General features: G+C 48.1%; 23 protein-coding genes. 14 read left to right on the top strand and 9 right to left on the bottom strand.

The genetic code is table 11. The features are described 5' to 3' along the window. Positions 1 to 67 precede the first annotated feature (67 nt). Positions 68 to 3,262 carry a hypothetical protein gene (locus GWP43_RS05320; protein WP_162663270.1) on the bottom strand — a complete coding sequence of 1,065 codons (3,195 nt, stop codon included), beginning with the start codon at positions 3,260 to 3,262 and terminating at the stop codon, positions 68 to 70. Between the two features lie 187 nt (positions 3,263 to 3,449). Further along, complete coding sequence (locus GWP43_RS05315; protein WP_044015951.1) at positions 3,450 to 3,662, bottom strand: hypothetical protein; 213 nt, start codon at positions 3,660 to 3,662, stop codon at positions 3,450 to 3,452. A 279-nt stretch (positions 3,663 to 3,941) separates the two neighbouring features. Here GWP43_RS05315 and dpaL point away from each other — a divergent pair, with 279 nt between their 5' ends. From dpaL to yihA, 4 genes are all read left to right on the top strand, one after another. After that, positions 3,942 to 5,153: a diaminopropionate ammonia-lyase gene (gene dpaL / locus GWP43_RS05310; RefSeq protein WP_162663268.1), complete on the top strand. Its 1,212-nt coding sequence runs from the start codon at positions 3,942 to 3,944 to the stop codon at positions 5,151 to 5,153. Positions 5,154 to 5,297: 144 nt separating this feature from the next. After that, positions 5,298 to 6,380: an MraY family glycosyltransferase gene (locus GWP43_RS05305; protein ID WP_162663266.1), complete on the top strand. Its 1,083-nt coding sequence runs from the start codon at positions 5,298 to 5,300 to the stop codon at positions 6,378 to 6,380. Positions 6,381 to 6,420: 40 nt separating this feature from the next. Next, on the top strand, positions 6,421 to 7,995 hold the full coding sequence (locus GWP43_RS05300) for a glucose-6-phosphate isomerase (RefSeq protein ID WP_162663264.1): 1,575 nt from the start codon (positions 6,421 to 6,423) through the stop codon (positions 7,993 to 7,995). Between the two features lie 24 nt (positions 7,996 to 8,019). Then, positions 8,020 to 8,661, top strand: coding sequence for a ribosome biogenesis GTP-binding protein YihA/YsxC (yihA, locus tag GWP43_RS05295; protein ID WP_162663262.1), 642 nt, complete (start codon positions 8,020 to 8,022; stop codon positions 8,659 to 8,661). Positions 8,662 to 8,971: 310 nt separating this feature from the next. Here yihA and GWP43_RS05290 read toward each other — a convergent pair whose 3' ends face one another. After that, positions 8,972 to 10,306, bottom strand: a complete 1,335-nt coding sequence (locus tag GWP43_RS05290) for a C1 family peptidase (protein ID WP_162663261.1) — start codon at positions 10,304 to 10,306, stop codon at positions 8,972 to 8,974. A 231-nt stretch (positions 10,307 to 10,537) separates the two neighbouring features. On the opposite strand from GWP43_RS05290, the gene hslV reads away from it, so the two are divergent. The 10 genes from hslV to fliJ all read left to right on the top strand — a co-directional run bounded on the left by hslV (position 10,538) and on the right by fliJ (position 19,724). Next, a complete protein-coding gene (gene hslV / locus GWP43_RS05285; RefSeq protein ID WP_162663259.1) occupies positions 10,538 to 11,077 on the top strand; it encodes an ATP-dependent protease subunit HslV in 540 nt (179 codons plus the stop codon). Between the two features lie 21 nt (positions 11,078 to 11,098). Next, positions 11,099 to 12,559, top strand: a complete 1,461-nt coding sequence (gene hslU, locus GWP43_RS05280) for an ATP-dependent protease ATPase subunit HslU (RefSeq protein WP_162663257.1) — start codon at positions 11,099 to 11,101, stop codon at positions 12,557 to 12,559. A 75-nt stretch (positions 12,560 to 12,634) separates the two neighbouring features. Beyond that, complete coding sequence (gene flgB, locus GWP43_RS05275; RefSeq protein ID WP_162663255.1) at positions 12,635 to 13,054, top strand: flagellar basal body rod protein FlgB; 420 nt, start codon at positions 12,635 to 12,637, stop codon at positions 13,052 to 13,054. A gap of 10 nt (positions 13,055 to 13,064) precedes the next feature. Then, positions 13,065 to 13,520, top strand: a complete 456-nt coding sequence (gene flgC, locus GWP43_RS05270; RefSeq protein WP_016524168.1) for a flagellar basal body rod protein FlgC — start codon at positions 13,065 to 13,067, stop codon at positions 13,518 to 13,520. A gap of 17 nt (positions 13,521 to 13,537) precedes the next feature. Next, entirely contained in the window at positions 13,538 to 13,900 is a 363-nt protein-coding gene (gene fliE, locus GWP43_RS05265; RefSeq protein WP_162663253.1) for a flagellar hook-basal body complex protein FliE, read from the top strand. A 175-nt stretch (positions 13,901 to 14,075) separates the two neighbouring features. Beyond that, positions 14,076 to 15,782 carry a flagellar basal-body MS-ring/collar protein FliF gene (fliF, locus tag GWP43_RS05260; RefSeq protein ID WP_162663251.1) on the top strand — a complete coding sequence of 569 codons (1,707 nt, stop codon included), beginning with the start codon at positions 14,076 to 14,078 and terminating at the stop codon, positions 15,780 to 15,782. 1 nt (position 15,783) lies between these two features. After that, complete coding sequence (gene fliG, locus GWP43_RS05255; protein ID WP_162663249.1) at positions 15,784 to 16,845, top strand: flagellar motor switch protein FliG; 1,062 nt, start codon at positions 15,784 to 15,786, stop codon at positions 16,843 to 16,845. A 41-nt stretch (positions 16,846 to 16,886) separates the two neighbouring features. Then, positions 16,887 to 17,825: a flagellar assembly protein FliH gene (gene fliH / locus GWP43_RS05250; RefSeq protein ID WP_162663247.1), complete on the top strand. Its 939-nt coding sequence runs from the start codon at positions 16,887 to 16,889 to the stop codon at positions 17,823 to 17,825. 3 nt (positions 17,826 to 17,828) lie between these two features. Next, on the top strand, positions 17,829 to 19,268 hold the full coding sequence (gene fliI, locus GWP43_RS05245; protein WP_162663245.1) for a flagellar protein export ATPase FliI: 1,440 nt from the start codon (positions 17,829 to 17,831) through the stop codon (positions 19,266 to 19,268). A 6-nt stretch (positions 19,269 to 19,274) separates the two neighbouring features. Then, positions 19,275 to 19,724 (top strand): flagellar export protein FliJ, encoded by a 450-nt coding sequence (fliJ, locus tag GWP43_RS05240; protein ID WP_162663243.1) that lies wholly within the window; start codon positions 19,275 to 19,277, stop codon positions 19,722 to 19,724. A gap of 106 nt (positions 19,725 to 19,830) precedes the next feature. Here fliJ and GWP43_RS05235 read toward each other — a convergent pair whose 3' ends face one another. The 6 genes from GWP43_RS05235 to GWP43_RS05210 all read right to left on the bottom strand — a co-directional run bounded on the left by GWP43_RS05235 (position 19,831) and on the right by GWP43_RS05210 (position 26,809). Further along, entirely contained in the window at positions 19,831 to 20,373 is a 543-nt protein-coding gene (locus GWP43_RS05235; protein WP_162663241.1) for an electron transfer flavoprotein subunit alpha/FixB family protein, read from the bottom strand. Beyond that, complete coding sequence (locus GWP43_RS05230; RefSeq protein WP_162663239.1) at positions 20,366 to 21,508, bottom strand: acyl-CoA dehydrogenase family protein; 1,143 nt, start codon at positions 21,506 to 21,508, stop codon at positions 20,366 to 20,368. Before GWP43_RS05230 ends, GWP43_RS05235 begins: the two co-directional genes overlap by 8 nt. 11 nt (positions 21,509 to 21,519) lie before the next feature. Next, on the bottom strand, positions 21,520 to 22,761 hold the full coding sequence (locus tag GWP43_RS05225) for a CaiB/BaiF CoA transferase family protein (RefSeq protein ID WP_162663237.1): 1,242 nt from the start codon (positions 22,759 to 22,761) through the stop codon (positions 21,520 to 21,522). A 62-nt stretch (positions 22,762 to 22,823) separates the two neighbouring features. Then, positions 22,824 to 24,152, bottom strand: a complete 1,329-nt coding sequence (locus GWP43_RS05220) for a GntP family permease (RefSeq protein WP_162663235.1) — start codon at positions 24,150 to 24,152, stop codon at positions 22,824 to 22,826. A 50-nt stretch (positions 24,153 to 24,202) separates the two neighbouring features. After that, entirely contained in the window at positions 24,203 to 25,006 is an 804-nt protein-coding gene (locus GWP43_RS05215) for an enoyl-CoA hydratase-related protein (protein WP_162663233.1), read from the bottom strand. Between the two features lie 333 nt (positions 25,007 to 25,339). Next, positions 25,340 to 26,809, bottom strand: a complete 1,470-nt coding sequence (locus tag GWP43_RS05210; RefSeq protein ID WP_162663231.1) for a sigma-54 interaction domain-containing protein — start codon at positions 26,807 to 26,809, stop codon at positions 25,340 to 25,342. Positions 26,810 to 26,957: the final 148 nt, after the last annotated feature.

The raw sequence follows: 26,957 nt of genomic DNA, 5'->3' as shown, positions 1-26,957 counted from the left end.
CCCTTACATCACGCATTCATCATTTTGAATCGGCATACTCCGGCGCTCTGCGTCGGGGTATGTTGATTTATGATGTCTTCTTTTTCAGCTTGAGCGCATTGGTGCCCAGTTCCGTCGTCCATTTCTGCTCACTTGGCACGGTCTGTTTGGTTATAGGGAACTTGTTAACATTCTCCCCCCCAAGCGTATAAGAGCTGCTTCCTTTTACAACTTCCCGCCCCTCATTGTAACCAGCATTATCGTTCTGCATTGTGAGCATTGCCGCCTGTTGTCCTGTAAGCGCTCCAGTAACGGTGATAAACGAATAATCGCTAGTAGTACCACCCAAATACACATCATTACCTGCTTTAACTGTTGCGGTGCCGGACATTTTAACAGTCGTCGTCTTATCTTGCAGGTATATACCGCTTCCATGACTGGAAGCGGTATTATCGGTTACGGTGCCGCCGGTAAAGGTCAATGTGCTATTGTAGGGGAGATATATTCCACCGCCGTAAGAACCGGTTGTGTTTTCTTTTATGACCGGCGAGTTGCTATCTATAGGTTCAATAGTAAGCTGATGGCTTGAAGAAATTCCGCCTCCGCCGCTGTTTGCCGTGTTGTTGCTAATAACACTCGTGCCTTTCACGGTAATGACGCCCTTGTTGCCGTTAAAATTCATGCTGTGTATGCCACCGCCATATCCGGCAGCTGTGTTTTTGCTGATCATACCGCCTTCCATAGTAAAGGTACCGTGCATAACGGCAACACCGCCGCCCGATTCGGTTGTTGCCGTATTTTTATCATCCTCATTGGCACCGCCGATAGTGCCGCCTTTCATGGTAAAGGTGCTCTTACTTGTAACGGCAACACCGCCGCCATATCCGGCTTTGTTTTTGCTGATGGTACCGCCTGTCATTGTAAACGAAGCACCGGTAGTACCGCCTGCTACACTGTCCCCTACGCATACGCCGCCACCTGCATGCCCAAAGTATTGTGCATTTCCATCACGCGCTTCATTGTTTTCTATAGAACCGGCCTTCATCTCGAACGTTGCACCATCATATACACACACACCGCCGCCTATTGTCGAAAGGTTCGAGCCGGCTGCCGTTTTAACTTTGTTGCCGGTAATTTTAGGGGAATCCCCTTCCATAATGAACTTAGTGAGCTGTCCGTCCCCGCTGACGCAGATCCCGCCTCCCATGGCCTTTGTACCGGTGCTTCCTTGTGTAGTTGCCGTATTACCGCTTATCGTGCCGCCTTTCATCGTAAAGGTTGCACCGACGCTAACGAATACACCGCCGCCCCTCGTCTTTGAAGCCGTCGATTGCACCATATTATCGCTGATGGTGCCGCTATGCATGGTGAATACCCCGCTGGAGGTTACATACACGGCGCCGCCGTCAGTCGCCGAGTTACCGGTAAGCGTACAGCCGGTTATGGTAACGGTTCCTCCCTGACTTCCAATGGCTCCGCCGCTGCCCCCATTCGCGTTGCAGCCTTCAATCGTGCAGTTTGAAAGCTCTGCCCTTCCGCTGCTCTGAACAAAAATGCCGCCGCCGGTTCCGTTGGTACCTGCTTTGCAGTCTTTAATCGTGCAATTTGAAAGCACTACCTTGCCGTTGGTGATATTAACCAAAATGGCACCGCCGTTTCCGCCTGAGGAAGCCGTAGCATTTTTGAGTGTCAGACCGCTTAGGGTGAGTGTTTTACCTGTTTGCACGTTGAAAATACGGTGTGTTTTGCCGGTTGCAGCCGTATCTGCATTGAGAATATCGGTCTCCTTGCCGCTTTTGCCCCGTATCGTGAGGTCTTTATTGATGGTAATTTCACCATAGTTACCGGTATCGTTCGTTGCCTTAATTTCTCCCTTTATGGTGATAATGTCGCCTGCGGTAGCGTTTTCAACAGCCTCTCTCAGTTTTTTCCATTTTTCATTTTCCCTAAGTCTACTAGCGTCTATAGTTACGGCTCCTGCACGGGTCAGTGTGTAGTACACATCACGGGTGTATTCGGTAAATCCCGGCGCCGTTGCTTTAAGAGCAACTTTATAGTTCTTTGTGCCCCCAACAGTGGCGGGCGTGATAAGCCGTATCCCCGTAAGCGGCGAAGCACCCGAACCCTTGCTTGTTTCTGTTTCTACCGCTGGACTGCTTGTTATGTCGTAAACCGTGTACGAAATAGTAACGCCGGGCGGCGTATTGCATGTTGCTTGGAGTATTGCACCGTTTTCATCACATCTTACGCTATACGGCTGATCATGTTCGCCGGTTTCTCCGGATTGAGGAAGATACGAAGATGGATTTGTTACGACAAGGTCTATAAATCCGACTTTCCATTTAACGGTACTGCATTCAACCTCGTTTGAACGAAGCCCCGCCGCATCGCTGAGCTGTGCGGTGTATGTTTTTGCCGCCGACGAAGGAGATATTTCGATATCCGTTTTATAGTATATGAGCCATTTATCCGTAGGCGCCGGGAAAGGAGGCTTGGAGCCCTCATAGTCACCAATCTCTAAGTCATCTGCAGTATTTAAAAACGGATCACCGAGGCTCCAGCTGAATGTTTGGGAGCTAAAATTAATATTTTGAATGGTGTAAACAGCGCTTGCTCCGCCTTCTTTTGTAATGTGCAGCTTTTTAATGTCTCTGTGTACATACTCCGTACCTATCATAGCATCCATGCCCTTCGCTTGGAATATGAGCACATAGTACCGTTCGCCGTCTACCAGTGTTTTCCCGACACCTTTGTACTCCAAAGCAGGGACAGTGTCAGCCTTGAGGTTTAGGCGGAACTTCTGACGGAATACTCTGTCGTTATCGGCAGTGCGAAAGGTAATTTCGGGACTGATATCTCCGGTACCCCATTCATACTTTTTTAAAAAGCTGCTTTTATACGTGAGGGTAAGCGTATCGAGTGCCGTTTGCGTTAAGCTATAGTCCTTTGTATCGCCGTACGTCGGCTGAGTCGAAAGCCCGGGAAAGCGGATAACCTTTCCTGCATCGGCGGAGGAGGACGGCGTCTTGAGGGTAAAGTTTTTAGGATTGTGCAGGTTAACCGTAACCGTTACATCGGTATCGGATCCATTAGCAGCAATGGACGGCACACACAATACACCGGCAGCATTCGTTGAATACGACGGATTGATGCGGTAGTCCGTAGCGATCACCTCCGCCGACCAATAACTTAAATAGTCTTCTATATTGTCTTTAAACGGCTGACAGTTTGTAAATAAAAGAGTTAAAAATATTCCTGTTATAATAGTACAAAGTTTACGCATACACGCTCCTTTCTTTTACCCGTTTTTTTGACAATGATGCTGATAAAATAGCCGTATTACGGCCTACTATGTACTATTTTTATACAAATGACAAGAGAAAAAGATAAGAATTTCGGCGTTTCCGCCGTGTATACCCGACCCCCTCTAAAAGCTTCGGTGTTTAGAGAGGTGCAGCATTGTTAACCAATTAGGCGACTCCGTGAGCTTCGGCAGGAACTTCGCTGATATATCCGGTACGCAGGCAGAGTGCAAACATATCATTATCAAGAAATTCTTCGCTGATTTTCTCATATCCTTCTTTATCATGGCAGATGCGGATAAAATATCCTTTATCCGTTTCGTTCAGAATTGAAAAATAGGATACATCACCAGGATTACTTTTAATCGAATACAATTTCATACATTACCCTCCACTATAACGAAAAACGATGCAGTGTGCCGCTCTCCATAAAATTATTCGCTTGCAGCAGACGGCATCTATTTATAGTTTCGGCACCGCCTCAAAGAGCTTTAGACCACAGAGAAACTTGACATATCTTGTATCTGTGCTATGATTAGCTCATAAATATTTTGATTCTAACAATTTTTTTTTGCATCAGAATCGCGCTTAACATTAAGAACCTTGTCCAAAAATGAAAGTTTTTGGAACAACCTCACTCTCGATTGAAAGGAGTTATCTATGGAAAAAATTCTTTGGTCGGAAAATAAGCTTCCGAAAACGGACAACAAACAGCTCGCGGTAATGGCTTTAGACGAAATCAATAAGGCACATGCGTTTCATAAAAGCTTCCCGCAGTATGCACCGACACCGCTCGTTCCATTAAAAAATATGGCGGATATGCTCGGCGTCGGGTCGGTATTTATCAAAGACGAATCATGGCGATTCGGTTTAAATGCTTTTAAAGTACTCGGCGGTTCCTTTGCGATGGCAAAGTATATTGCAAAGCAGCTTAAAAAAGATGTTTCGGAACTCCCCTACGATGTATTAACCGGCGAAAAACTGCGGAAAGAATTCGGGCAGGCTACGTTTTTTACCGCAACCGACGGAAATCACGGACGAGGCGTGGCCTGGGCTGCAAATAAACTCGGTCAAAAATCGGTCGTGCTGATGCCCAAAGGCTCTACTAAAACCCGCTTCGATAATATCGCAAAAGAAGGCGCAAAGGTTACTATAGAAAACGTCAACTACGATGAATGTGTACGTATGGCTGCCGCGCTTGCCGCAAAAACGGAACACGGTGTTATGGTACAGGACACTGCATGGGAAGGATACGAAGAAATTCCCGCATGGATTATGCAGGGCTATGGCACCATGGCACTTGAAGCCGCAGAACAACTCAAAGCGGCAGGCGTAGACCGGCCAACCCATATCTTTGTACAGGCGGGGGTCGGTTCGCTTGCAGGAGCTATACAGGGCTATTTTAAAAACCTTTTCCCCGACAATTGCCCCATTACCGTCGTAGTGGAAGCTCGCGCTGCAGACTGCTTGTATCGGTCGGCAACGGCGGCAGACGGTAAACCGCATTTTGTCACAGGAGACTTGAAAACCATTATGGCAGGGCTCGCATGCGGCGAACCGAACACCATTTCTTGGGATATTCTCAAGAATAATACTAGCTGCTTCGTCTCCGCGCCCGATTGGGTTTCTGCCCGCGGTATGCGTATGCTCGCTGCTCCCATTAAAGGAGATTCGCCGGTTACCTCAGGAGAATCGGGCGCCGTCCCCTTCGGCCTGTTATCTACAATTATGCAGCACGACGATATGAAGGATTTACGCGCAGCGTTAAAGCTCGACAAGAACTCAAAAATATTGTGCTTTTCTACGGAAGGTGATACCGATCCCGACATGTACAAAAAAATCGTCTGGGAAGGCGCCTATCCATCACTATAACAAAATGTAAAAGTCGGTTAAGCCATGATACTTGTATCTTGCGGCTTAATCGGCTATCATATCCCGCACAGAGTTTTGCGTATCTCATGATTTGCAGTATCTCTGGATACAGGTAAAAAAGTTAATGTTTCCGTTGAGGTTTTAATGCAACTGACTAATATGCAGCTTATTATATTTGCAATGCTAATTCCCTGCGCCATATCAGCCTTCTTTGTGTACCTCGTAATCCTTTTTGCAAAACGGCACAACTTATACGATGATGTCGGCGGTAGAAAAATTCATTCGGGGAAAATTCCCCGTCTAGGCGGTATCGGTTTCTTTTCCGCCTTTGTATTGAGCATTTTTATCATCTACTTCAAATTTCCGGGCAGTATCGTTATAACCCGCCAATTCACGGCCATTATCATCGGAGGTCTCTTAATCTTTTTTATGGGACTATGGGACGATCTAAAAAATTGGCGGGCTATCTATAAACTTATTGTTCAATTAATTGCAGGATGTATCGTTGCCTATGCGGGTTTCCGCTTTACCCGTATCAGCTTTGCCCCCGTTGGTCTTTTCATTTCCTTTGGCATTTTTGCATATCCGATAACGGTGCTCTGGATTGCAGGGGTTACCAATGCCGTAAACTTAATGGACGGTATCGATGGCCAAGTAGGCTGTTTGAGTGTTTCATTGCTAATCAGCTATATCGTTTTATTTTTTAAAGATTTGCCGCCTCATTTTTCTATGACTTACACCTGCATTATATTGGCTGCTACGCTTATAGGCTTTTTAATTTTTAATCTTTCTCGCCCTCATGCAAAGGTATTTATGGGCGATGCCGGCTCTCAGTTTCTCGGCTTTGTGCTTGCAGTACTTCCACTCGTACCAAACAATGCCGGATCCGAAACCGTAGCGATCCCTTTCGCAATTATTTTTATGATGCTGCCTATTTTCGATATGATCGCCGCAATTTGGCGGCGGCTACGGGATAAAAAACCGATACGGGAAGGCGACAGAATGCATCTCCATCATAAGCTGATGCTCATCGGCTATTCGCCGCGAGGCGCATTGGTTACTGTGATGATTTTACAGATTATTATAGATATATTCGTAACGCTTGCCATCATTTTGCAAGGGCTTATGGCGCTGGTAACGCTTATCGGGCTTTTACTGGTGGGAATATTATTTTTTACGCTTATTCATTGTGAAAAGGAAAAACACCTGAAAAGCGATAGTTTTTAAGAGCTTCCATCTGTAGGCCACGGCTGCAAAGGAGACGATTATGTGGAAAAATTTAGACGAATGTTCCCTGTTTCGAGATTTACAGGAAGCACAAATACCTGATCTAAGACAGTGCCTGAAAGGAGAGAGCGGAGCAAACCGAATCGAGCGATACTCCATACCGATGGCTGCCGGTATGCACTACAATTACGCGGCTAAACAGGTTGACGATACACTATTGTCTTTACTTCAAAAACTCGCAGACGAACAGCAGCTGATACTAAAATATCAACAGCTGCTTGAAGGCGAAGAAGTCAATACGGGAGAACACCGGAAAGTTCTGCATCATCTGACACGCGGACAGCTTGGCGACGATGTTATCTACAACGGCAAAAATATGCGTACCTTTTATTTGGAACAACAGAAGAAAGTCCGTGAGTTTTCCGAAGCTATCAGAAACGGTTCCATTACCGCTCCGTCCGGTAAGCCTTTCACCGATGTTGTACAGATCGGTATCGGCGGTTCGGATCTCGGCCCGCGCGCGTTGTACCTTGCGCTAAAAGCATGGGGGGAGCGGCATAACAAGCTCAAACTCCGCGCTCACTTTATATCGAATGTAGACCCTGACGATGCGGCGGCAGTACTTTCCGCGCTGGATTTATCGACAACGCTGTTTATCTTGGTTTCAAAGAGCGGTACCACGCTCGAAACGCTCACCAATGAGCGCTTCGTCGGGCAATTTTTGCAGGAGGCGGGACTAAACCCTGCAAAGCAAATGGTTGCCGTAACGAGCGAAAGCAGTCCGCTTGCCAACAATCCTTCATACCTCGCATCCTTCTATATGGATGACTTTATCGGCGGGCGGTACTCTTCCACCTCTGTATGCGGAGGTGCGGTGCTTTCGTTGGCATTCGGAGCAGATACCTTTGACGTCCTCCTCGCCGGAGCCACCGCAGCGGACAAGCAAGCCCTCGATCCGAGCCATACCGAAAATGCCGCCCTCATGGATGCGCTGATCGGTGTCTATGAACGGAATATCCTCGGCTACGGCAGCACCGCTATTCTGCCCTACAGCCAAGCGCTTTCCCGCTTCCCTGCTCATCTGCAGCAGCTCGACATGGAATCCAACGGAAAGTCGGTGAACCGCTTCGGCAAACTGGTTCACTATAAAACAGGGCCGGTTATCTTTGGGGAACCGGGAACCAACGGGCAGCACTCGTTCTATCAGCTGCTGCACCAAGGCGCCGATATTGTGCCGCTCCAGTTTATCGGCTTTGAAGAAAGTCAATACGGCAAAGACATTACCGTGGAAGGTTCCACCAGTCAGCAAAAGCTGCTTGCCAATGTCGCCGCGCAGATAACGGCCTTTGCGCTCGGTAAACAGGATGAAAATGCGAATAAGAGCTTTGCCGGAGGGCGGCCTTCAAGCCTTATCTACGGAAAGGCGCTTACGCCGGAAGCGCTCGGTGCGCTGCTTGCACACTACGAAAACAAGGTTATGTTTCAAGGCTTTATCTGGAATGTCAACAGCTTTGATCAAGAAGGGGTTCAGCTCGGTAAGGTGCTTGCCAAAAAAGTCTTATCGCACGATATGCCGCCCGAACTCGCCGCCTACGCCCGCCTCTTCGGACTATAGGCTGAGGGAATTAGCACAACCGGTATGCTCAAGATCGTATCCGCCGAGTTCATCAAAGGGGCAATTAACAGTAAGCAGTTCCCGCAGATAGGCGTTCCCGAGTTTGCTTTTTTCGGACGCTCCAATGCGGGAAAGTCCTCGCTCATCAATATGCTCCTTAATAGAAAGAACCTCGTAAAAACAGGCTCAAAGCCGGGCATGACACGCGAAATCAATTTTTTTGCGGTGAATGCCCCTGCGGGTAAGCCGCCAAGCGCGGAATCGTTTTGTGTTGCCGACTTACCGGGCTACGGCTTTGCGCAAGTATCCCAAGCGGAACGGAAGCGGATTGACGCTATGCTGTATGATTACTGCACAACCCGCTCCACACTTAAAACGGTATTTTTATTGATGGATATCCGGCGGGATCCTGCTGAAATAGAACTGCAAACCTTGCAGTTTTTCCGGGAGCACAACATACCCGCTGTCTTGACGGCAACCAAAGCCGACAAGCTCAGTAAAAACGAACAGACAAAACAGCTCCTTGCCCTTGCGTCCTTTTTTGAATGCAGCAAGGATAAAATAATCGTAACCTCTGCTACAAAAAAAACGGGCAGAGAAAAGCTGTTGCAGCATCTCTCCGCCTGTCTAACGCATCAGGACGTTTTTAGCAGTCCCGCAAAATAATATAGGCTGGCCAACCCTTTCCTTTTAAAAATATGCATACCGTCTACGGCGTTGCTGCACAAAAATAAATACTCAACGTACAACAAGTACGTCTCTGCTTTATTTTTGCTGGCGCCTTGTATCCGGCATCTCTATTTTTAAAAGGCTAACGGAAAAGCTTGTCTTAACAGACACACCCCATATTTGCCTGATGCATTAGACAGCCTATTAAAAAAATATACGAAATTTTATCTAAAATTTCACATAGAGGGAAGGCAACCGCCTAAAATATTTTTGATGCGGTTGCCTTTGTGTATATGAGAGCAGCGTCCTATACCCGTGCCAGCGCGCCCATCGGATCCCACGGCTCAAGCTGTACGAGCGGCTGCTTTAAGGCGTCAAGCCATTTTTGATCGACAAAGGTCTTTTCTACCATAATCTGATAGGTATACTCATCGAACCACGCATCGGACATCGAGAACATCCCTTTTTTGCCTGATTCATCACCCCACGAATTTTCTACCTGCCATTTAATCGGCTTTCCTGATTTATCCAGATCGACGCCGGTCAGTACCATTGCGTGGGTAAGAAGGCTGTCGCCGTAATCGAGCCGTTCCGCTTTGGTGAACTCAGGCAGTTCGCCGAGTGTTTTATCGTAGAGGTATACTTCAGTATCCATAATGCCTTCGGGGCGGCAGATATACGGCCCCATATCGCAGCCGAACCAGACGGGTTTACCGGCTTTAATCGATTCAATAGCCGCCGTTTTAAGCACATCAATCGGTACGTTGATGTAGTGAATAGGTTCTGCTTCTTTCACGGTACCGAGAAACTTTACCGTGTAGGCTCTGCCGTAAGGCTTATCCGCCGTCGGCGCATTGATTAAGCTGATTTTATTGTTTAAATCCCAGCCGACATATTCCTTAAAGAACTGCTGCGGCGTAATCTGCTCTGCCTTATGAAACTTCTTATCCTTATCGCGGCATTCAAAGTCAAATACGCGCGGCGGTTCGCCGAGCGCCTTAACCAAAAAGCTATATACATGCGAAAGATAGGTTTCTTTGTCTGCGCGGAGCTCTTTGATAGACTTTCCTGCCTTGTGCCCGTCCCGCAACAGCTGCGCATATTTGCGAAGGCGATGGGTTAATTCGGCAACAAAGAAGCGCGTATCGGAAGAATGGAAGGTTTCGGGCATCACATCCTTAGGCACAGCGCCGTATTTTTGCAGAATACCGGAGAACATATCCCACTGTCCGCCGTCCTGAATAGGCGCGTCGAGCAGGTGAGCCATCAGCCGCCCTTCGAGCGGTTCGTCAAGGGTTTCCAAAATGCTTTCAAAAAAGTAATTGGATTTTTCAAGTTTATCCCAAAACAACGTGTAGTTCTGGGAAAGCTCGAAGGTTTCCAAGTTGAGCTTTTTCATTATTTCTACACGGGCGGCATTTAGTGAAGCAAACATCCAACAGCGTCCGCTCTTTTTTTGATTGGTAATTTCTCCGCGTTTTGTCTCGTGAGAAAAACAAAAATTGTGACGGCGGCGGACATCATAGTTAAACGAAGCATCCTCAATACCGCTCTTGGCGACAGCCCCTGCAATAATCGCATTCGACGGGTCTGCACGATAGTCACTTTCAAACTTTTTTAAAAGTTCAGGTGAAATATTCATATATAACTCCTCTCGGTTTGATGTACCGTATGTAAACTGATGGTAATCATAATACATCGCATAGGCTATAAAATCAACCTTTTAGCAATGCAGCACATCGACTGCGCCGTATCCAGCCCAGCACTTTTGAAAAGAGCCAACGCAGATATGCCGTATATTTTCAAAAGAAGTATAGTATGGTATAATGGAAAGCGATATCAATGTATTTTAATATTGCTGATGAGGTTATACATGGGAAACACGAAGGTGCGGAGTACAACCGTTATTGCCGTCAGACGCAACGGAAAGGTTGCGATGGCAGGTGACGGGCAGGTTACGATGGGGCAAACGGTGATGAAAGGCAATGCCCGCAAGGTCTGCAAGATTTACGACGGCAAAGTGATGACCGGTTTTGCCGGTGCAACGGCAGATGCCTTTACACTGCTCGAAAAGTTTGAAGGGCGGCTCAAGGAATACGGAGGCGACATTACCCGCGCTGCGGTTGAACTTGCCAAAGAGTGGCGCACCAATAAAATGCTGAAAAATCTTGAAGCGCTGCTGTTGGTTGCGGATGCAAAGACTATTTTGCTGATTTCCGGAAACGGAGATGTCATTGAACCGCAGGAAGATGTACTCGCTATCGGATCGGGCGGCAATTATGCGTATGCCGCAGCACTCGCCTTACTCCGCAACACGGACTTATCAGCCCGCGAAATTGCTGAAAAGAGCTTAAATATCGCCGGACAGATTTGCGTATACACCAACGAAAACGTACATATAGAAGAAATTTGATAACGAGAGGAAAATACGATTATGACAATCAACTTGGATGAACTCACCCCTCCGCACATTGTGGCGGAGCTTGACAAATATATTATCGGGCAGACAAAGGCAAAGAAGGCCGTCGCCGTCGCCCTGCGGAATAGGACACGGCGGCTCAAATTGAGCGAAGAAATCCGCGAAGAAATAGCGCCTAAGAATATTCTGATGATCGGGCCGACCGGTGTGGGTAAAACCGAAATTGCCCGACGCCTTGCAAAACTTTCAGGAGCGCCGTTCCTTAAAGTAGAGGCGACAAAGTACACCGAAGTCGGCTATGTCGGCCGCGACGTTGAATCGATGATCCGTGACCTGATGGCTGTCGGCTATTCTATGGTAAAAAGCGAGATGCAAGAAACGCTGAAAGCACAGGCGGAAAAAAACACGGAGGAAATTCTCCTCGACCTTTTACTGCCGGGCTCCAACAAAAAGAAGCGAAACCGGAAAGAAAGCCCTAAGCCGCTTTTAATCGCCGGATCGGAACATGATGCAGAGGATGAAAACAGCAGGGAAATTCGAGTGGAAGTCAATTCGACAGAAGACGACAATCAAGCTGAAGACGATATGCACGAAACAAGGGAAAAGTTCCGCAAGATGCTGCGAGACGGCAAATTTGAAGATAAAATGGTAGAAGTTTCCGTACAGCAGTCCGGTATGCCGAGTTTTGAAATCTTTGCCGGCGGTTCCAGCATGGAAGACCTCGAAAGCGCGATGTCGAATATCAGCAGTATGCTGATGGGCGCCGGTAAGAACAAGCGTAAAACGACCAGCGTAAAAGAAGCCCGTATGATCATTATGAACGATCAGCTCGATAAGCTCGTCGATCACGACAAGATTGTAGAAGAAGCAAAAGAGCGAGTTGAACAGATGGGCATCATTTTTATCGACGAAATCGATAAAGTTGCTTCCAAAAGCGAGCGGAGCAGCGGCATCGACGTATCCCGTGAAGGCGTACAGCGCGACATCCTTCCAATCGTAGAAGGCTCCAAAGTCAACACGAAGTTCGGCGTCGTCGATACCCGTCACATCCTGTTCATCGCGGCGGGGGCTTTCAGCATTTCAAAACCGAGCGACCTTATTCCCGAATTTCAGGGACGCTTCCCGCTGCGGGTGGAACTGGAATCACTCCATGCGGAAGACTTTAAGCGGATTCTGCTTGAACCTAAGAACGCATTAACCAAACAGTACAAAGCGCTGCTCGAAACCGAAGGGCTGACCATCATCTTTAAGGATGAAGCAATCGACCGCATGAGCAATCTCGCAGCGGAAGTCAACTCGACAATGGAAAACATCGGTGCCCGCCGCCTCCACACGATTATGGAAATGTTGCTGGAGGATATTTCGTTTAACGCAAGCGATATGAACGAAAAAACCATCGAAATAGACCGCGCATACGTCGACGAACGGTTGAAGGACATCGTACAGGATCAAGATTTATCCCGTTATATCCTGTAACGTTTCTCAAGGGAATTTTTATAATGCCGATATATGAGTATACGAATAGCTTAATAGAAATAAAGAGGAGTTGAGATGCACATAAACAGTTTTCAAAAGACAGTTGATCTTTTACACCGTGCGCTTGATGTAAACGCCCTTCGCTATACCGTGTCGGCAAATAACCTTGCAAACTCGGAGATACCGGATTTCAAGCGGACATCGGTCAATTTTGAAACGGAGTTAAAACATGCGCTCGATTCCGAAAAACGGGCTGCAGGTCAGTTTCAGTTAGCGGTAACCGATCCCCGTCATATTAAGTCGGACGGCGTTATCGACTATCGTTCGGTTTCTCCGCGGCGTGTATTGGATTACATGACAACGGCAAAGGCGAACGGCAACAACGTAGATGCTGAAGAAGAAGCGATGAATATCCTCAAGATTCAGATGCAGTATCAACTGTTGAGTCAGATGACCGGTTTTCAGTACAGCCAAGTACAGTCGGTATTGAAATAAGGAGCAGTAAATGGGTATCTTCAGCAGTATAAACATAGCGGCGACCGGCATGAGCGCCGAACGGTTACGGACGGATGTTATTTCCGATAATATCGCCAATGCTTCCACTACCAGTTCACAGGAAGGCGGCTATTTCCGCCGCAGCCGCGTCGTTCTTGCGCAGAAAAACGACGGCATCGATTGGCGGCTTCCCTTTGTTTCTTCCGATATGGATAGAGGTGTCGGAACGGGGGTTCGTGTAACCGGTATCGAAAAAGATAACTCCGAACCGCGGCTTTCCTATGAACCCGACCATCCCCATGCAATACTTTCTGGGCCGAAAGCGGGTTACGTGGAATATCCGAATGTGAATATCGTAACGGAAATGGTTGACCTGATCTCCGCCTCCCGCTCGTATGAAGCGAATGCGGCAGTTGTTCAGGGTTCAAAAGAAATGTTTCAGCGTGCGCTCGAGATTGGACGCTAGCGAGATAAGGGGCACCTATGACTATTACCAATACGGCAACCTTGTATAAGATTCCGGCTATTATGAAAAATCCGGCAATAACGCCGATCGCCGTCGATAACTTCCGCAGCCGCATGGTTTCGGATACGGATTTAGTTGACACGGCAGTAAATAAAAAAGCCATGAGTTTTGAGCAAACCCTGCTCAAGGCCTTTGACGAAGTAAATGCAAAACAGCAGCGGACTGCGGAACTCGGACAACAAATGATTGTCGATCCGGAATCCGTAGATGTACACGATATTACCATCGCAATGGCGGAAGCCGGCATGTCGCTGAAAATTGCACAGACGCTGATCGACCGCGTCGTAAAAAGTTGGAATGATATTACCATAACCAGATAATGGAGCTGTTATAATTACTAAACGTGTTCGGAAACTTCAGTTTCAGAGCAGGTTCCTTGGAATGCGATGTTTTAAATCGTGCTATTTGCGCGATTTAAAACTCGTCGACCTGTTCGACAACAGAGTTATCGAACAGGTCTATTGTAGCAGGTTCGTTCAGTAAGGGGGAGGACACATGAACGAATGGTTTAAAAAGACAGTAACGCAAATCAAAACACTGTGGAGTAAGTGGACGCCTATTCAAAAAGGGATATTGGCAGCTGTCGTCGTTGCAGCGATTGTCATTATCGTCTTGCTTACTTCATGGTCGGCTAAACCATCGCTCGTACCGCTCATCGATACTCCGGTAACGGATGCAACGGTGAGGGAACGCATTATTCTCAGGCTCAACGAAGAGAATGTAAAAGCAACCGTTTCGCAATCGGGTGTTATTTCAGTAAACGACGAGCAAACCGCCCGCCGGATGCGTGCCATTCTCTTGCGTGAAGACCTTATTCCGCAAAATACCGACCCGTGGGCACTGTTCGATGTAGAGCGCTGGACACGGACGGACTTTGAACGCAATATCGATAAGCGGCGCGCCATCACCGAAGAAATCCGCAAACACATTAAAGCATTGGATGACATCGATGATGTAAATGTTGTTATCAACCCTGCTCAAACAGAAACCGTTCTGAAAGGTGAAGAAGTGCCTGCGACTGCCAGCGTTATACTGTATCCTAAGCCGGGCAGCGACATCAGCACAAACCGCAAAAAAATTGAAGGCATTCAAAAGCTGCTTAAATATGCCGTTTCGGACTTAAAAGATGAGAATATTTCCATAGCCGATAACAACGGGAATATCCTCAACGATTTTGGCGGCATGAAAGACTTTGATCGCTTATCCATTATAGAGAAGCAGCAGAAGATTATCTCACAACTGGAAATGAAGTATGAGGCAAAAATACTCAATCTCTTAAAGCAGACGTATGGAATCGATCGTGTCAGGGACCTCAGCATTAAAATCGATATGGATATGTCGGAAAAGACCGCAGAAACGGTAGAATTCCTGCCCTTCCAGCTGAAACCGGACAATCCTGAAACCCCATACGATGAATCCGAGGTTCGCGCTTCGGTAACCCGCTCTTCGGAAACGGCAACAACAACCTATCAGGGGACAGGCTTTAATCCCGAAGGCCCCGCCGGTGTGGAAGGACAAACAGCTCCTTCATATCGGGATACCAGCAATTTAACAGGTTTGTCTACGCAGTCGATTGTAAAGACAAATGAAGAAATCGGTAGTCGGAGAACATCCGAGATTGTCAGTCCTGAAATGGGACGCCGTACCGTATCGGTCAATATCGACGGGCAATGGCGTAAAAAGAAAGATGCAAACGGCAATCTCATCATTAAAGACGGACAGATTGAGCGTGAGTATATCCCAATTTCAGATGAAGAATTGCAGAAAGCGACACAAGCGGTACAAAACGCAATCGGATACAATGCACTCCGGAACGATTCGGTAAGCGTCCTCAATATTCAATTCGACCGCATGGCAGAATTTGAAAAAGAAGATGAAGCTTATTTTAGAGCCGTTCAACGGCGATGGATATTGCTGATCAGCCTAGCAGGCTTGGCATTCCTGTTACTCGTCTTTATTATCTACCGTATTGTCAGCCGCGAAATTGAACGTAGAAAGCGGCTCCGTGAAGAAGAGCTTTTGCGGCAGCATCAGCTTGAACGCGAAAAAGCACTGTGGGAGGCTGAACAGGCCGGTATGGAAGTTTCAATGTCCGTAGAAGAGATGAAACGGCGCGAACTGTTGGAAAATGTGATAAACAATGCGCGTGAGCATCCTGAAGATGTTGCATTGCTGCTACGCACATGGTTGATGGAGGAATAGTATGGCAGTATCACCCGCAAAAGGAAAAACGAATGCAGCAAACAGTAAAAAGCAGAAAGATATAAAATCACTGAACGGACGTCAAAAAGCGGCAATTTTCTTGGTTGCAGTCGGAGAGGAAATCTCGGCTAAAATCATGGAACAGATGCGCGAGGACGAAATCGAAAAACTCGTGTTCGAAATCGCTCGTACCGAAACGGTTGAATCCGAGCTGAAAGAAGCGGTATTACAAGAGTTCCAAGAGCTCATGGCAGCTCAAAACTTCATTACGACCGGCGGTATCGACTATGCGCGCGGATTATTGGAGAAATCTTTAGGGAGCCAAAAGGCAATTGAGGTCATCAATAGGCTCACCAGCTCGCTACAAGTACGTCCCTTCGACTTTATCCGGCGTACCGATCCGGCGCATCTTTTAAACTTTATCCAGCAGGAACATCCGCAAACCATTGCGCTGATCCTTGCGTATCTGGAACCGCAGAAAGCATCAGTCATTTTGCAAAACCTGCCCGATGAAATTCAGAGCGACGTAGCCCGCCGTATCGCAACGATGGATAGAACCTCGCCCGATGTTTTGCGCGAGGTTGAACGGGTACTCGAAAAGAAGCTTTCTACCCTCTCCAGCGAAGATTATACGGCAGCGGGCGGTGTCGAAAGCATCGTTGAAATCCTCAACCTTGTCGACCGGTCTTCCGAAAAGTCGATTATCGAATCGCTTGAAGATCAAGACCCCGACCTGGCGGAAGAGATCAAGAAGCGAATGTTCGTGTTCGAAGATATTGTTATGCTCGACGACCGTTCCATTCAGAAGGTGCTGCGTGAGGTTAACAGTGAAGAGCTTGCAAAAGCGCTTAAGATTGTCGATACCGAAGTACAGGATAAGATATTCAGAAATATGTCCAAACGTGCGGCAAGCATGTTAAAAGAAGAAATGGAATACATGGGGCCGACTCGTTTGAAGGACGTCGAAGAAGCGCAGCAGAAGATTGTTTCGATTATCCGGCACTTGGAGGACAACGGCGATATTGTTATTGCACGTTCCGACGAAGACGAGATGATTGTCTAACCAAAACAGCATAATCAAATCGGCAAAAGGAGATTCTGAAAGTGGCTAAAAATATTTTTCACGATTTTGAAGTTAAAAAACTCAGCGGAGACATGGTACTCACCTTAGAGAAAACCTTTGAACCGGAAACTACTACCGAGGTGGTAGAAGCCGTTCCGGTTCCCGAGGGGCCGACACTTGAAGATCTCAAAAACGAAGCGGAAGAATTTAAACGTCAGTGGGAAATTGAAAAAGAGCAGCTCATAGCCGACGCTCACCGCGAAGCCGATGAAATTATCGAAAACGCAAAGAAAACCGCTTTTGAAGAAGCAAAGCGACAGATGGACGTGTCTCAGATTGATGCGCAAAAAGCTCGCGATCAAGCACAAGAACTCGTCAGCGAAGCGGAAAAAAAAGCCGCAGACATTGTCGACAAGGCCGAACAAACCGAAGCGGCTACGCAGAAAAAAGCTTTTACCGAAGGTTTCGATGCCGGACGGGAAGCGGGATTCAAAGAAGGAAAAGTCGAAGTAACCCGTTTGATAGAACGTCTCCATACGATGATCGAACGTACGATGGATAAACGCGAGGAGATTTTAGCGCAGACGGAACAGCAGATTGTTGACCTCGTGCTGTTGATGACCCGCAAGATTGTAAAAGTAATCTCAGAAAATCAGCGGAATGTCGTAACATCGAATATTATCCATGCGCTGCGCAAGGTAAAGGGACGCGCCGATGTCATTATACGGGTAAACCTCGCCGATGTCGGTTTAACGAGCGAGCATACCAAGGATTTCTTGGCAGCGGCAGAGAATATCAAAAACATCACCGTTGTGGAAGACCTATCGGTCGATGCGGGCGGCTGTATTATCGAAACCGACTTCGGTTCGGTAGATGCACGTATCGCCTCCCAGCTGCATGAACTTGAACAACGCATCCTCGAAATATCTCCGATACGGACGCGGGCGGCTTCCTCCGACGGATCTTCAAATCGAAAGTAGCTTATGACGTCGCCTTTTGATAAATACCTTGACGCAGTTTCCGAAACGGAACCCATTAAGCGCACCGGTGTTGTTAGCCGGGTGCAAGGGCTCCTTATCGAAAGTCGCGGCCCGCAAGCCTCCGTCGGGGAATTATGCAGAATCAATCTGAAAGATAACACAGAGAGTATCATCGCCGAGGTTATCGGTTTAAACGGTTCAACCGTACAGTTGATGGCCTACGAAGATATACAGGGAGTGGAAATCGGCTGTGATGTTATCGCGAGCGGAACGATGCTTTCCGTACCAGTCGGTTCGGTACTGCTCGGCCGTGTCGTTGATTCACTCGGAAGGGCGGCGGACGGCAAACAGGAACCCTACTCTCCCCTTCACTACCCTATCCTTGCTTCGCCACCTGACCCACTGGAACGGCGTCCCATTAAAGAACGAATCGTAACCGGTATCCGCGCCATCGACGCGCTCCTTGCCGTCGGCAGAGGGCAGCGTATTGGTATCTTTGCCGGTTCTGGTATCGGTAAATCAACCTTGATGGGCATGATTGCGCGAAACACGAGCGCCGACGTCAACGTCATTGCGCTTATCGGCGAACGCGGCCGCGAGGTAAACGATTTCTTGGAACACGACCTCGAGCCGGAAGGTTTAAAGCATTCGGTTGTAGTAACCGCTACATCGGATACCAGCCCGCTCGCCCGTATCCGCGGCGCATATACGGCAACGGCAATCGCCGAGTATTTCCGTGACCAAGGAAAGGATGTGATGCTCCTTTTCGATTCGGTTACCCGCTTTGCCAAGGCGCAGCGCGAAATCAGCCTCGCAATTGGGGAACCGCCGGCAACCCGCGGCTACACTCCGAGCGTTTTTGAGGTGCTGCCTAAACTGCTCGAGCGGAGCGGAACTTCCTCAAAAGGTTCGATTACCGGGTTTTATACCGTACTCGTTGACGGCGACGACATGGACGAGCCTATTTCCGATGCGGTACGCGGTATTTTGGACGGGCACATTGTGCTTAACCGGAAACTTGCACAGCGCGGGCACTACCCTGCCATCGACGTACTCGGCAGTATTTCCCGTTTGGCAAACCGCGTCGCAGGGGAATGCAGTAAAAAAGCAGCACAGTATATGCGTAAATTGATGGCAGTCTATGCCGATGCCGAAGATATGATTCAAGTCGGAGCGTATCAAAAAGGCAGCAATCCCGCCATCGACGAGGCGATCGCACACCATGATAAAATCGAAACTTTTTTACAGCAAGAGGTAAACGATCCTGCACCCATCGAAAAAACGCTGGAACAACTCAGCGCCATTACCCACATCGACATACCAAATGAAGAAAGCTTCCAAGCGGGGGCAGGTGCGGCAAAAAAATACCTGATGCCGTCGGAAGCCGCCGACCTGTACAAAGCCGAAATTGAAAAGCCGCCTGAAGATTACGCGGAAGAATAATCCCCTATGAAGAAATTTCAGTTTTCGCTTCAAAAGCTCTTGGATATCCGAACCTTCCGCGAAAAAGAAGCGGAAACCAACCTCGGACGTGCCGTTGCCGCCCGCGAAGCGATTGTGTTGCGCCTTACCGAAATCGCACAGGAAGAAATAAAAACTCGTCGATCGCTCGGGGTAAGCCTTAAAACCCCTGCTGAGCTCACCTTGCACGAAAACTACTTGGAACGGCTCCGTATCGACCGCGAAAAGCAAGAAAAAGCATTGGTAGAGGCGGAACTCGTCATCGAAAAAATGCGGAAAATCTATATCAAAGCACATCAGAAGCGGCTCATCGTAACGAAGCTGCGGGAGCGGAAAGAAGTCGAATGGAAAGCTGAGGGGCTGAAACAGCAAGATGCAATCCTCGACGACATCGTCAATGCCCGCGAATATAGAAAAAGTCAAAACTTATACTCTTAGTTCATATCAAAATACATCAAAAAAACCGATATATCCGATATTTTTAAATCAACAACCCCGACGCAAGCGTCGGGGTTGTTGATTTTCCTTGCATGGATACGACACGTCATTCGTTTTTACGCACTGGATTATACCGGAACGGGTAGGCTTGCAGCTGCGTCAAGAGAAAGGTTTCGATCTTGTCCGTCCCTTGAAACGTCCTACCGGGCAAAGCTGCCAATAGTCCATCTAAAACCGTTTCCGCCTCTGCACAAATACAGTAATCCGCCATATAAAAAATCCGGGCATTCTCCTCAATGTTCACGGCAACGATCAGCTTAGAGCGATACATTCCGATTGTGTGGAAATTGGCTCCCGAAACACCAAGCGCAAAATAGATCCGCGGCGCAAGGCGGAGGCCGCTGAGCCCGACCTCCCTAGAGGCGGGAATCCAGCCCATATCCACCGCCCCTCTGGTGCCCACCACCTGTCCCTGCAAAGCGTCTGCCAGAGTAAGCATTTTTTCAAAACAGGCGGTGGTTTTCAGCCCCCTGCCGGCAGCCAGCACAACGGCGGCTGTATGCGGATTTCCCGCAAGGCTGGGGTGAAAAACCGTCAGCCCTGCGCTTTGTACGGTTGGTATTACCGTACTACTACTACGATCAGCCAAAGATAGCGCCGCTGATGATCAGCCTTTGTATCTCATTCGTTCCTTCGTAGACCTGGGTTATCTTCGCATCGCGGAACATTCGTTCTACATGATTTTCGCGCATATATCCGGCCCCGCCCATATTTTGGATACACTCCGTGGTGACCTTCATGGCCAGATTTGAGCAGGCAAGCTTTGCTTTACAGGCCGATATGGAGAAATCCATTCCCTGCTGCTGTTCCCATGCTCCCTTATAAAGCAAAAGACGACACATATCGATCTCCGTTTGCAGTTCGGCCATCTTAAAAGCCAGATACTGGTTCTTATAGATTGGTTTACCAAACTGCATGCGCTCCTTCATGTAATCTTTGCAGATATCAAAGGAGCTCTGCGCAATGCCTAGCCCCTGCGCTGCTACACCGAGCCTGCCGGCATTGAGCGCGCTTAGTGCATAGCGGAATCCCTTCCCCTCCGTGCCGATCATGCGGCTTGCAGGAATCACTGCGTTTTCAATGTTGATCTCCGCAACCTTGGCCGAACGGATACCACACTTACTTTCAATATGTCCGATGCTAATACCTGGCGTATTCTTCATGTCTACTAGGAAGGCAGTCAAACCCTTTGAGCCCTTAGAAAGATCTGTGTTTGCAATCAGCATACAGTAGTCGGCAACGGCACTATTGGTAATATAGTGCTTTTTGCCGTTCAAAATAAAGTTATCTCCATCACGAATCGCTTGCGTTTTAGCAGAACCCGCATCGGAACCTGCGTCCGGCTCCGTCAGTGCAAAGCAGCCGATTGCATCTCCGGCAAAGAGACGCGGCATACAATGCATCTTTTGTTCTTCGTTGCCGAAGGAGTCGATGCCCGTTGTAAAAGTAGATGAGATTGCATAGGAAATGCCGAAGGCCGAATCCACCTTACACAATTCTTCTACCACGATTAGAAACGCAAGGTAATCGTTACCGTGACCCCCATACTTTGGATCGAATTGCAGGCCGATCAGCCCTGCCTCCCCCAGTTTTTTTACAATACTCATATCGTACGTTTCCGTTTTATCTCGCTCGATCACACCGGGAAGCAGTTCCTTCTGCGCAAATGTTTCGGCACGCCGCCGAATCTCTTTCTGGTAGTCTGTCAGTTCAAAATTATACATATTTATCCTCCTTACTTTTTCTGGATATTCACAGCTACTGCGCCCGATGCCAAAAGAGCATCGATCTGATCCTGCGTATAGCCATATTCTTTTAGAATCTCCACGGAATGCATTCCCACCTTAGGCGCAGTGCGTTCCACAGTTGGTGCAATATCCTGTACGGTCTTTGGTTCAACTTGTGTAAAGCGAACAGGGGTCATAGCCATTTGAGTTTCCGTGCCGTTCCACTCTTTCACCGGCGCAACAAACAGGTTTGCGACTGCCTGCGGATCGGTAGCAATATCATGGAAGCCCTGTACTTTTTCATGCGCGATGTCCTCATCCGTCAGCATTTTATCGATCTCGACATAAGTGTATTCGGCAAACGCCTCCGAGAGCATCTTTGTCATATTCCTTGCATTTTCCTTACAGGCGGCCGTTCCATAGGCGGGATCCGCGATCAATTCCTCCCTGCCCAGCCCTTTGAGAAGCAAAGGATTGTACCGATCCGGCTCCAGAATACTCATGTAGAACCAAATGTCGTCCGAGCTCTTGTAGGTGTTCATAACGGGTGTCCCGGGGATAAGTCGGGTCTTAGGATAACTGTCACCATACTGCGTCGATGCTACACCGGCGCTCCCACTCCAAATCGCTTGCCCAAATAACGATACCATGACCTTACACCCCTCGCCGGTCTTTGCTTTATTATACAGCGCGCCGCAGATACCGGCAGCAAGAGAGCAAGACGTTGTGGCATCTCCAAAACCGATCAGCGGATTAACCGGAGAAGTTCCTTTCTCGACAAGATCCATCATGGCTCCGCTTCTAGCCCAGAAAGCAACCGTATCAAAACCGGGGTTATCCTTGATGGGACCGAAATCTCCATAGCCGTTGATTTGCCCCCATACGATATGCGGATACCTGGCGTGCATAGCCTCGTAATCCAGTCCAAGACGTTTAAGTGCACCCGTTCTGTAGCTGGTTACAAAGACGTCCGCCGTTTCCAGAATTTTTTCCAAAACAGCTTTTCCATCCTCTGCCTTTAGGTTCAAGGAAAGTCCTCTCTTATTCGCGTTGTAGATGTTATAAAGGATATTGCAATCGTCCTCAGTAGGCATGCACATAGGCTTACCCGTTGTGCGCCCCGGATCGCCGAACACCGGCTCTACTTTGATAACGTCAGCGCCCCAGTCCGCAAGAATCTTGGCAGCACCGGGTCCTGCAATGAAATAGGTCAGATCAATAACTTTTATACCCGTCAATGGTTTAAACATGATTTTTCTCCTTTCGATGTGGCCGGCTTACAGCCGGCACTTGAATATTTTCCCCTTTTAGGTTACGGCAGATTGGGGAATAGCGTAAACAGCAGCACGCCGAGCAGCGAGCCAAGAAACGGAACGACCACCGTCAGTCGGAAGGTAAGTCCGTAAGAAGCCTTGTGCGTTTCGCGGCATAGACCGTTTGTTACAGTGACGATATAGCCGTTGTGCGGCAGAGAATCCAGCGCCGAGGAGGACAAGGCCATCACGCGGTGAACCGACGCGGCAGAAAGCCCCAACTTCGTGTAAACCGACCCAAGAATCGGTACCGCAATGCCCAAGCCACCGGAAGCGCTTCCGCAGACGCCCGCAATAACTGTCGTTCCTATAAAGAGTGACAGCAATTTCGGACCGGGGACGTTGATCATAGCATTTGTAATAAGCGAGAACTGAGCCGAATGGGAAACGACATAACCAAAGCCCACCACCGCGCTGGTGGCTGTTACTGAGACTAAGCACATCTGAACACCATCCGTAAAAGTTTTGCCGAGGCTTCCTTTTTTTACAAACGGGTACATCACTACAACTGCAAAAACGGTTCCAGCCAATACCGCAACTTCCACCGGAATCAACGCAGCCCCTTTTCCGTTTTTAATATTCACAAGTATGATGGTAACGATGAGGGGAAGCAAAGCGAGAAGAGGGGCGGGCAGTCTCTCATTGGGATCATCGGAGATATCATCTCCTGCAATGGGGGCAAAGTGCTCACCGTTTGCCTTTGCCTTTTTGATGTACATGCTCAACCAGATAAGCCCCATAACCAGCATGAATAAACATGAAATCCAGCCGTTCACAAACCCTGCCGTGTACGGTGTGCCCAAGTTATTGGCAGGTACTGCGTTGTGGATTTGTACGGCACCTGGCGAGATCATAGCGAAGGTAGAGCATCCAAAGCAGAGGGCACCGGGAATTATCCTTCGAGGAATATCCGCCGCCCGAAACACCTGCAGCGCAATCGAAAACACACAGAAAGCGCACACATGGGCGGTAACACCGCCGTATGCCAACACACCGCATGCAAGGGGCACAGATACAAAAGCCAAATCGACGCCCATGAGCTTAATGATCGCTTTTGCGATCGACTTGGCGGCACCGGTAATATCCATGGCCTTCGCCAGTAGCGAGCCTGTTAAGAACAACAGGAAATAATTCTGGAAAAAGCTACTAAAACCAACCATAAAATTTGTTTTGAAGGCTCCATAAATAGGCATACGTGTTGTAACTGCAACCACAAGAGTACAGATAAATACAGTCAGAAAAATGTTGAGGCCTTTCATGATGAGAATCGTTAGCAAAATAAATGCCGCTATAATCCCTACTATCCCCAATATATTTATTGCGTTCATATAAGATCTCCTTTTTCATTCGCCCGAAAGGACGAAATCATTTTGTTCTCTCAGTATTGATTTGGGAACTGGGGCATGCGTTTTTCCAAGAAGGCACTGATACCTTCCTCCTTATCCTTGGTACCAAACACGATCGCCCAACATTCTTTTTCGATTTCAAGGCCATTACGAAGGTCTGTATCTGCCCCGCGGTTGATGGCCGCCTTACAATAGCCGATCGCAATGGGAGATTTGGAAAGGATCATCGCCATCATGGTCTTTGCCTCCCCCAGCAGAGATTCGGCTGGCACTACTTTGTTGACAAGACCGATTTCCTTTGCCTCCTGCGCCTTCACCTGGCGACAGGTGTAGATAAGTTCCTTGGCAATGCCAGTACCAACCAGTCGGGGAAGACGCTGAGTTCCGCCAAAACAGGGCATAAGTCCCAAATTGACTTCCGGTTGCCCGAAAATCGCTTGCTCGGAAGCGATGCGAATATCGCAGCTCATAGCCAACTCGCAGCCTCCGCCCAGTGCAAACCCGTTCACCGCTGCGATTACCGGCTTTTCCAAAATCTCGATTTTGTTGAAAAGCTTCTGCGCTCTATCTGAGTAAAGACGACCTTCTTCCACGCCATAGCCGGACATCTGCGAGATATCCGCACCTGCAACAAAGGCACGCCCTTCGCCAGTTAGGATGACGCCAAGTACCTCACGGTCTTTTTCGATCGCTGTAAACAGCCTCTCCAACTCGTCAAGCGTCTGGTCATTCAGTGCATTCAAAGCCTTTGGCCTGTTCATTGTCAGTACCGCGAGCTTTCCCTCCAGTTCCGCTTTCACAAACTCTGTTGTTTTTGCCGCTTCTGTAAACTTCATTTTCTACGCTCCGTTTTGATGCCGCCTGGCCGGGCGGCATTGATTTTGCCAGACATGTCCTGCGTCACGGATTCCCGCAAGCTCCGGATACTTTGCGCCCGTGACTCGCTATTAAATTATAGATAGCAATTGTTATACCAACTTCTTTTCTTTGCCGGAGCTTGAAAATCGTGCATTTCAATGAATAATCCCTGTTATTTTTTTTGATAAAGGTGTAAAAGATGTGCAAAACAAAAAAAACGCTCCATTTTTAAAGCAATCAAATTTGAAGCGCTTTAAAAATGGAGCGATCTATTCGTGCGGGGGTATTGATTCTTTTCTTGCTAAAGATGCCTAGACAGTCATTTCCTCTTCGCTCAAATATTCCCGCCTCTTTCTGACATAGGTTGGCATACTCATGCCTAGATAGGCCGAGGCTTTGCGCACGGTATGAAATTTTTCATAGGCGGCTAAGATCATTTCCTTTTCCTGACTTTTCAAAAATTCCTTCATAGATCCTGCAATACGAACAGCTTCCAGCGTTCCCTCTCTTGGCTTTCCTGTCCGTTCCGGTGGAGGCGCTGTCTGGGGTATCTTTTTCTCTGGTTCATTTTCATCTTTGAACTCAAATTTAGTCGGAAGATCGGAAGGAAGGATTTCCAAATCATCGCAAACGGCATAAGCCCCTTTGATGACATTATCAAGCTCTCGCACATTTCCGTTCCAACTGTGGCGGTAGAAGGCTTCGATCACCTTCTTGGATATTCCCACATTCCGCTTGTATTCTCTGTTCAGTTTGTCCATATAATATTGAACCAGACAGGGGATGTCCTCGGTTCTCTCTCGCAGCGGCGGCAAATGAATATTGATTACATTCAACCGGTAGTATAAATCCTCGCGGAATGTTCCCTCGCGGATCATGTTCTCCAAATTTTTCCTTGTTGCCGAAATCACGCGAATATCCACTGGGATAGGTTTTGTTCCTCCCACCATGTCCACTTCGCGTTCCTGTAGGACACGCAATATTTTCGCTTGCATCACGAGCGGCATATCCCCTATTTCATCCAGAAAGATGGTTCCGCCGTCTGCTTGGATGAACTTGCCCTTGCGGCCGCCTTTCTTAGCCCCTGTGAACGACCCCTCCTCATAGCCGAATAACTCGGCTTCCAAAAGCTCCCCTGGTATGGCTGCACAGTTTACGCTTACAAACGGCCGACGGCAACGACGGCTGGCGTAGTGGATCGCTTTTGCAAACACTTCTTTTCCGGTGCCGCTTTCTCCAGTGATCAGCACGGAGAAGTTTGTTTTAGACGCCCGCATTGCCTCCCGCTTCTTACTTTGAATCGCAGTACTTTTGCCGATGATGTCTTTGAATCCCAACTGGAATCCATTGAACTGCTTATACTGCTCGCGCAGAAATTCAAGTTCGTTATACTCTTTGAGCATCCGTCTTGCAGATTGTATCGCCTGCTCACGGAAATGGACCTGCGCTACACCGCCGATCGTGTCGCCCGCCGAATCTTTCACATAAGTACGGCTTACCAGTACAAAGTCGTTGGTTGCATCCCGCACATAGCCCGGTATATATTTGTGCATGGCCAGCTCCTCCCTGTACTCGTTCCGCATGATATCCGCCATCTTGCTGTTGGGAATCACGTCTGTGATCGGCCTGCCGATGATTTCCTCCTTAGGTTTTCCTAAAAAGGCGCTGTAGCGATCGTTGATGTCCGTGACGATTGCATGCTTATCCACCACGATAAAGCCGTCGTCCGAGAGGCGAAGCACTTCTTCAAAAATAATTTTGTAAAATTCCATTTCCATCATATTACCCGAATCCTTTCCCGCATTTCTGTGTGCTGCCGGATTATAATTCTTCTATTTCTTTCAATCTTAGAAGGCACATACCATATCTGTCAACAAGTTCGTACCGTTTACGATCGCTTTCGAGCGACCTTCTCTGAAGAACTGGAAC

The sequence above is a fragment of the Treponema vincentii genome, assembly GCF_010365865.1.
Taxonomy (GTDB): domain Bacteria; phylum Spirochaetota; class Spirochaetia; order Treponematales; family Treponemataceae; genus Treponema.
The sequence above is the reverse complement of the archived record's forward strand: the minus strand, read 5'-3'. Positions and strand labels throughout refer to the sequence as shown.

Coding starts and splice junctions, on each gene's coding strand:
- GWP43_RS05320 (WP_162663270.1), bottom strand. CDS start 3,262: ATGCGTAAACTTTGTACTATTATAACAGGAATATTTTTAACTCTTTTA.
- GWP43_RS05315 (WP_044015951.1), bottom strand. CDS start 3,662: ATGAAATTGTATTCGATTAAAAGTAATCCTGGTGATGTATCCTATTTT.
- dpaL (WP_162663268.1), top strand. CDS start 3,942: ATGGAAAAAATTCTTTGGTCGGAAAATAAGCTTCCGAAAACGGACAAC.
- GWP43_RS05305 (WP_162663266.1), top strand. CDS start 5,298: ATGCAACTGACTAATATGCAGCTTATTATATTTGCAATGCTAATTCCC.
- GWP43_RS05300 (WP_162663264.1), top strand. CDS start 6,421: ATGTGGAAAAATTTAGACGAATGTTCCCTGTTTCGAGATTTACAGGAA.
- yihA (WP_162663262.1), top strand. CDS start 8,020: ATGCTCAAGATCGTATCCGCCGAGTTCATCAAAGGGGCAATTAACAGT.
- GWP43_RS05290 (WP_162663261.1), bottom strand. CDS start 10,306: ATGAATATTTCACCTGAACTTTTAAAAAAGTTTGAAAGTGACTATCGT.
- hslV (WP_162663259.1), top strand. CDS start 10,538: ATGGGAAACACGAAGGTGCGGAGTACAACCGTTATTGCCGTCAGACGC.
- hslU (WP_162663257.1), top strand. CDS start 11,099: ATGACAATCAACTTGGATGAACTCACCCCTCCGCACATTGTGGCGGAG.
- flgB (WP_162663255.1), top strand. CDS start 12,635: ATGCACATAAACAGTTTTCAAAAGACAGTTGATCTTTTACACCGTGCG.
- flgC (WP_016524168.1), top strand. CDS start 13,065: ATGGGTATCTTCAGCAGTATAAACATAGCGGCGACCGGCATGAGCGCC.
- fliE (WP_162663253.1), top strand. CDS start 13,538: ATGACTATTACCAATACGGCAACCTTGTATAAGATTCCGGCTATTATG.
- fliF (WP_162663251.1), top strand. CDS start 14,076: ATGAACGAATGGTTTAAAAAGACAGTAACGCAAATCAAAACACTGTGG.
- fliG (WP_162663249.1), top strand. CDS start 15,784: ATGGCAGTATCACCCGCAAAAGGAAAAACGAATGCAGCAAACAGTAAA.
- fliI (WP_162663245.1), top strand. CDS start 17,829: ATGACGTCGCCTTTTGATAAATACCTTGACGCAGTTTCCGAAACGGAA.
- fliJ (WP_162663243.1), top strand. CDS start 19,275: ATGAAGAAATTTCAGTTTTCGCTTCAAAAGCTCTTGGATATCCGAACC.
- GWP43_RS05230 (WP_162663239.1), bottom strand. CDS start 21,508: ATGTATAATTTTGAACTGACAGACTACCAGAAAGAGATTCGGCGGCGT.
- GWP43_RS05225 (WP_162663237.1), bottom strand. CDS start 22,761: ATGTTTAAACCATTGACGGGTATAAAAGTTATTGATCTGACCTATTTC.
- GWP43_RS05220 (WP_162663235.1), bottom strand. CDS start 24,152: ATGAACGCAATAAATATATTGGGGATAGTAGGGATTATAGCGGCATTT.
- GWP43_RS05215 (WP_162663233.1), bottom strand. CDS start 25,006: ATGAAGTTTACAGAAGCGGCAAAAACAACAGAGTTTGTGAAAGCGGAA.
- GWP43_RS05210 (WP_162663231.1), bottom strand. CDS start 26,809: ATGATGGAAATGGAATTTTACAAAATTATTTTTGAAGAAGTGCTTCGC.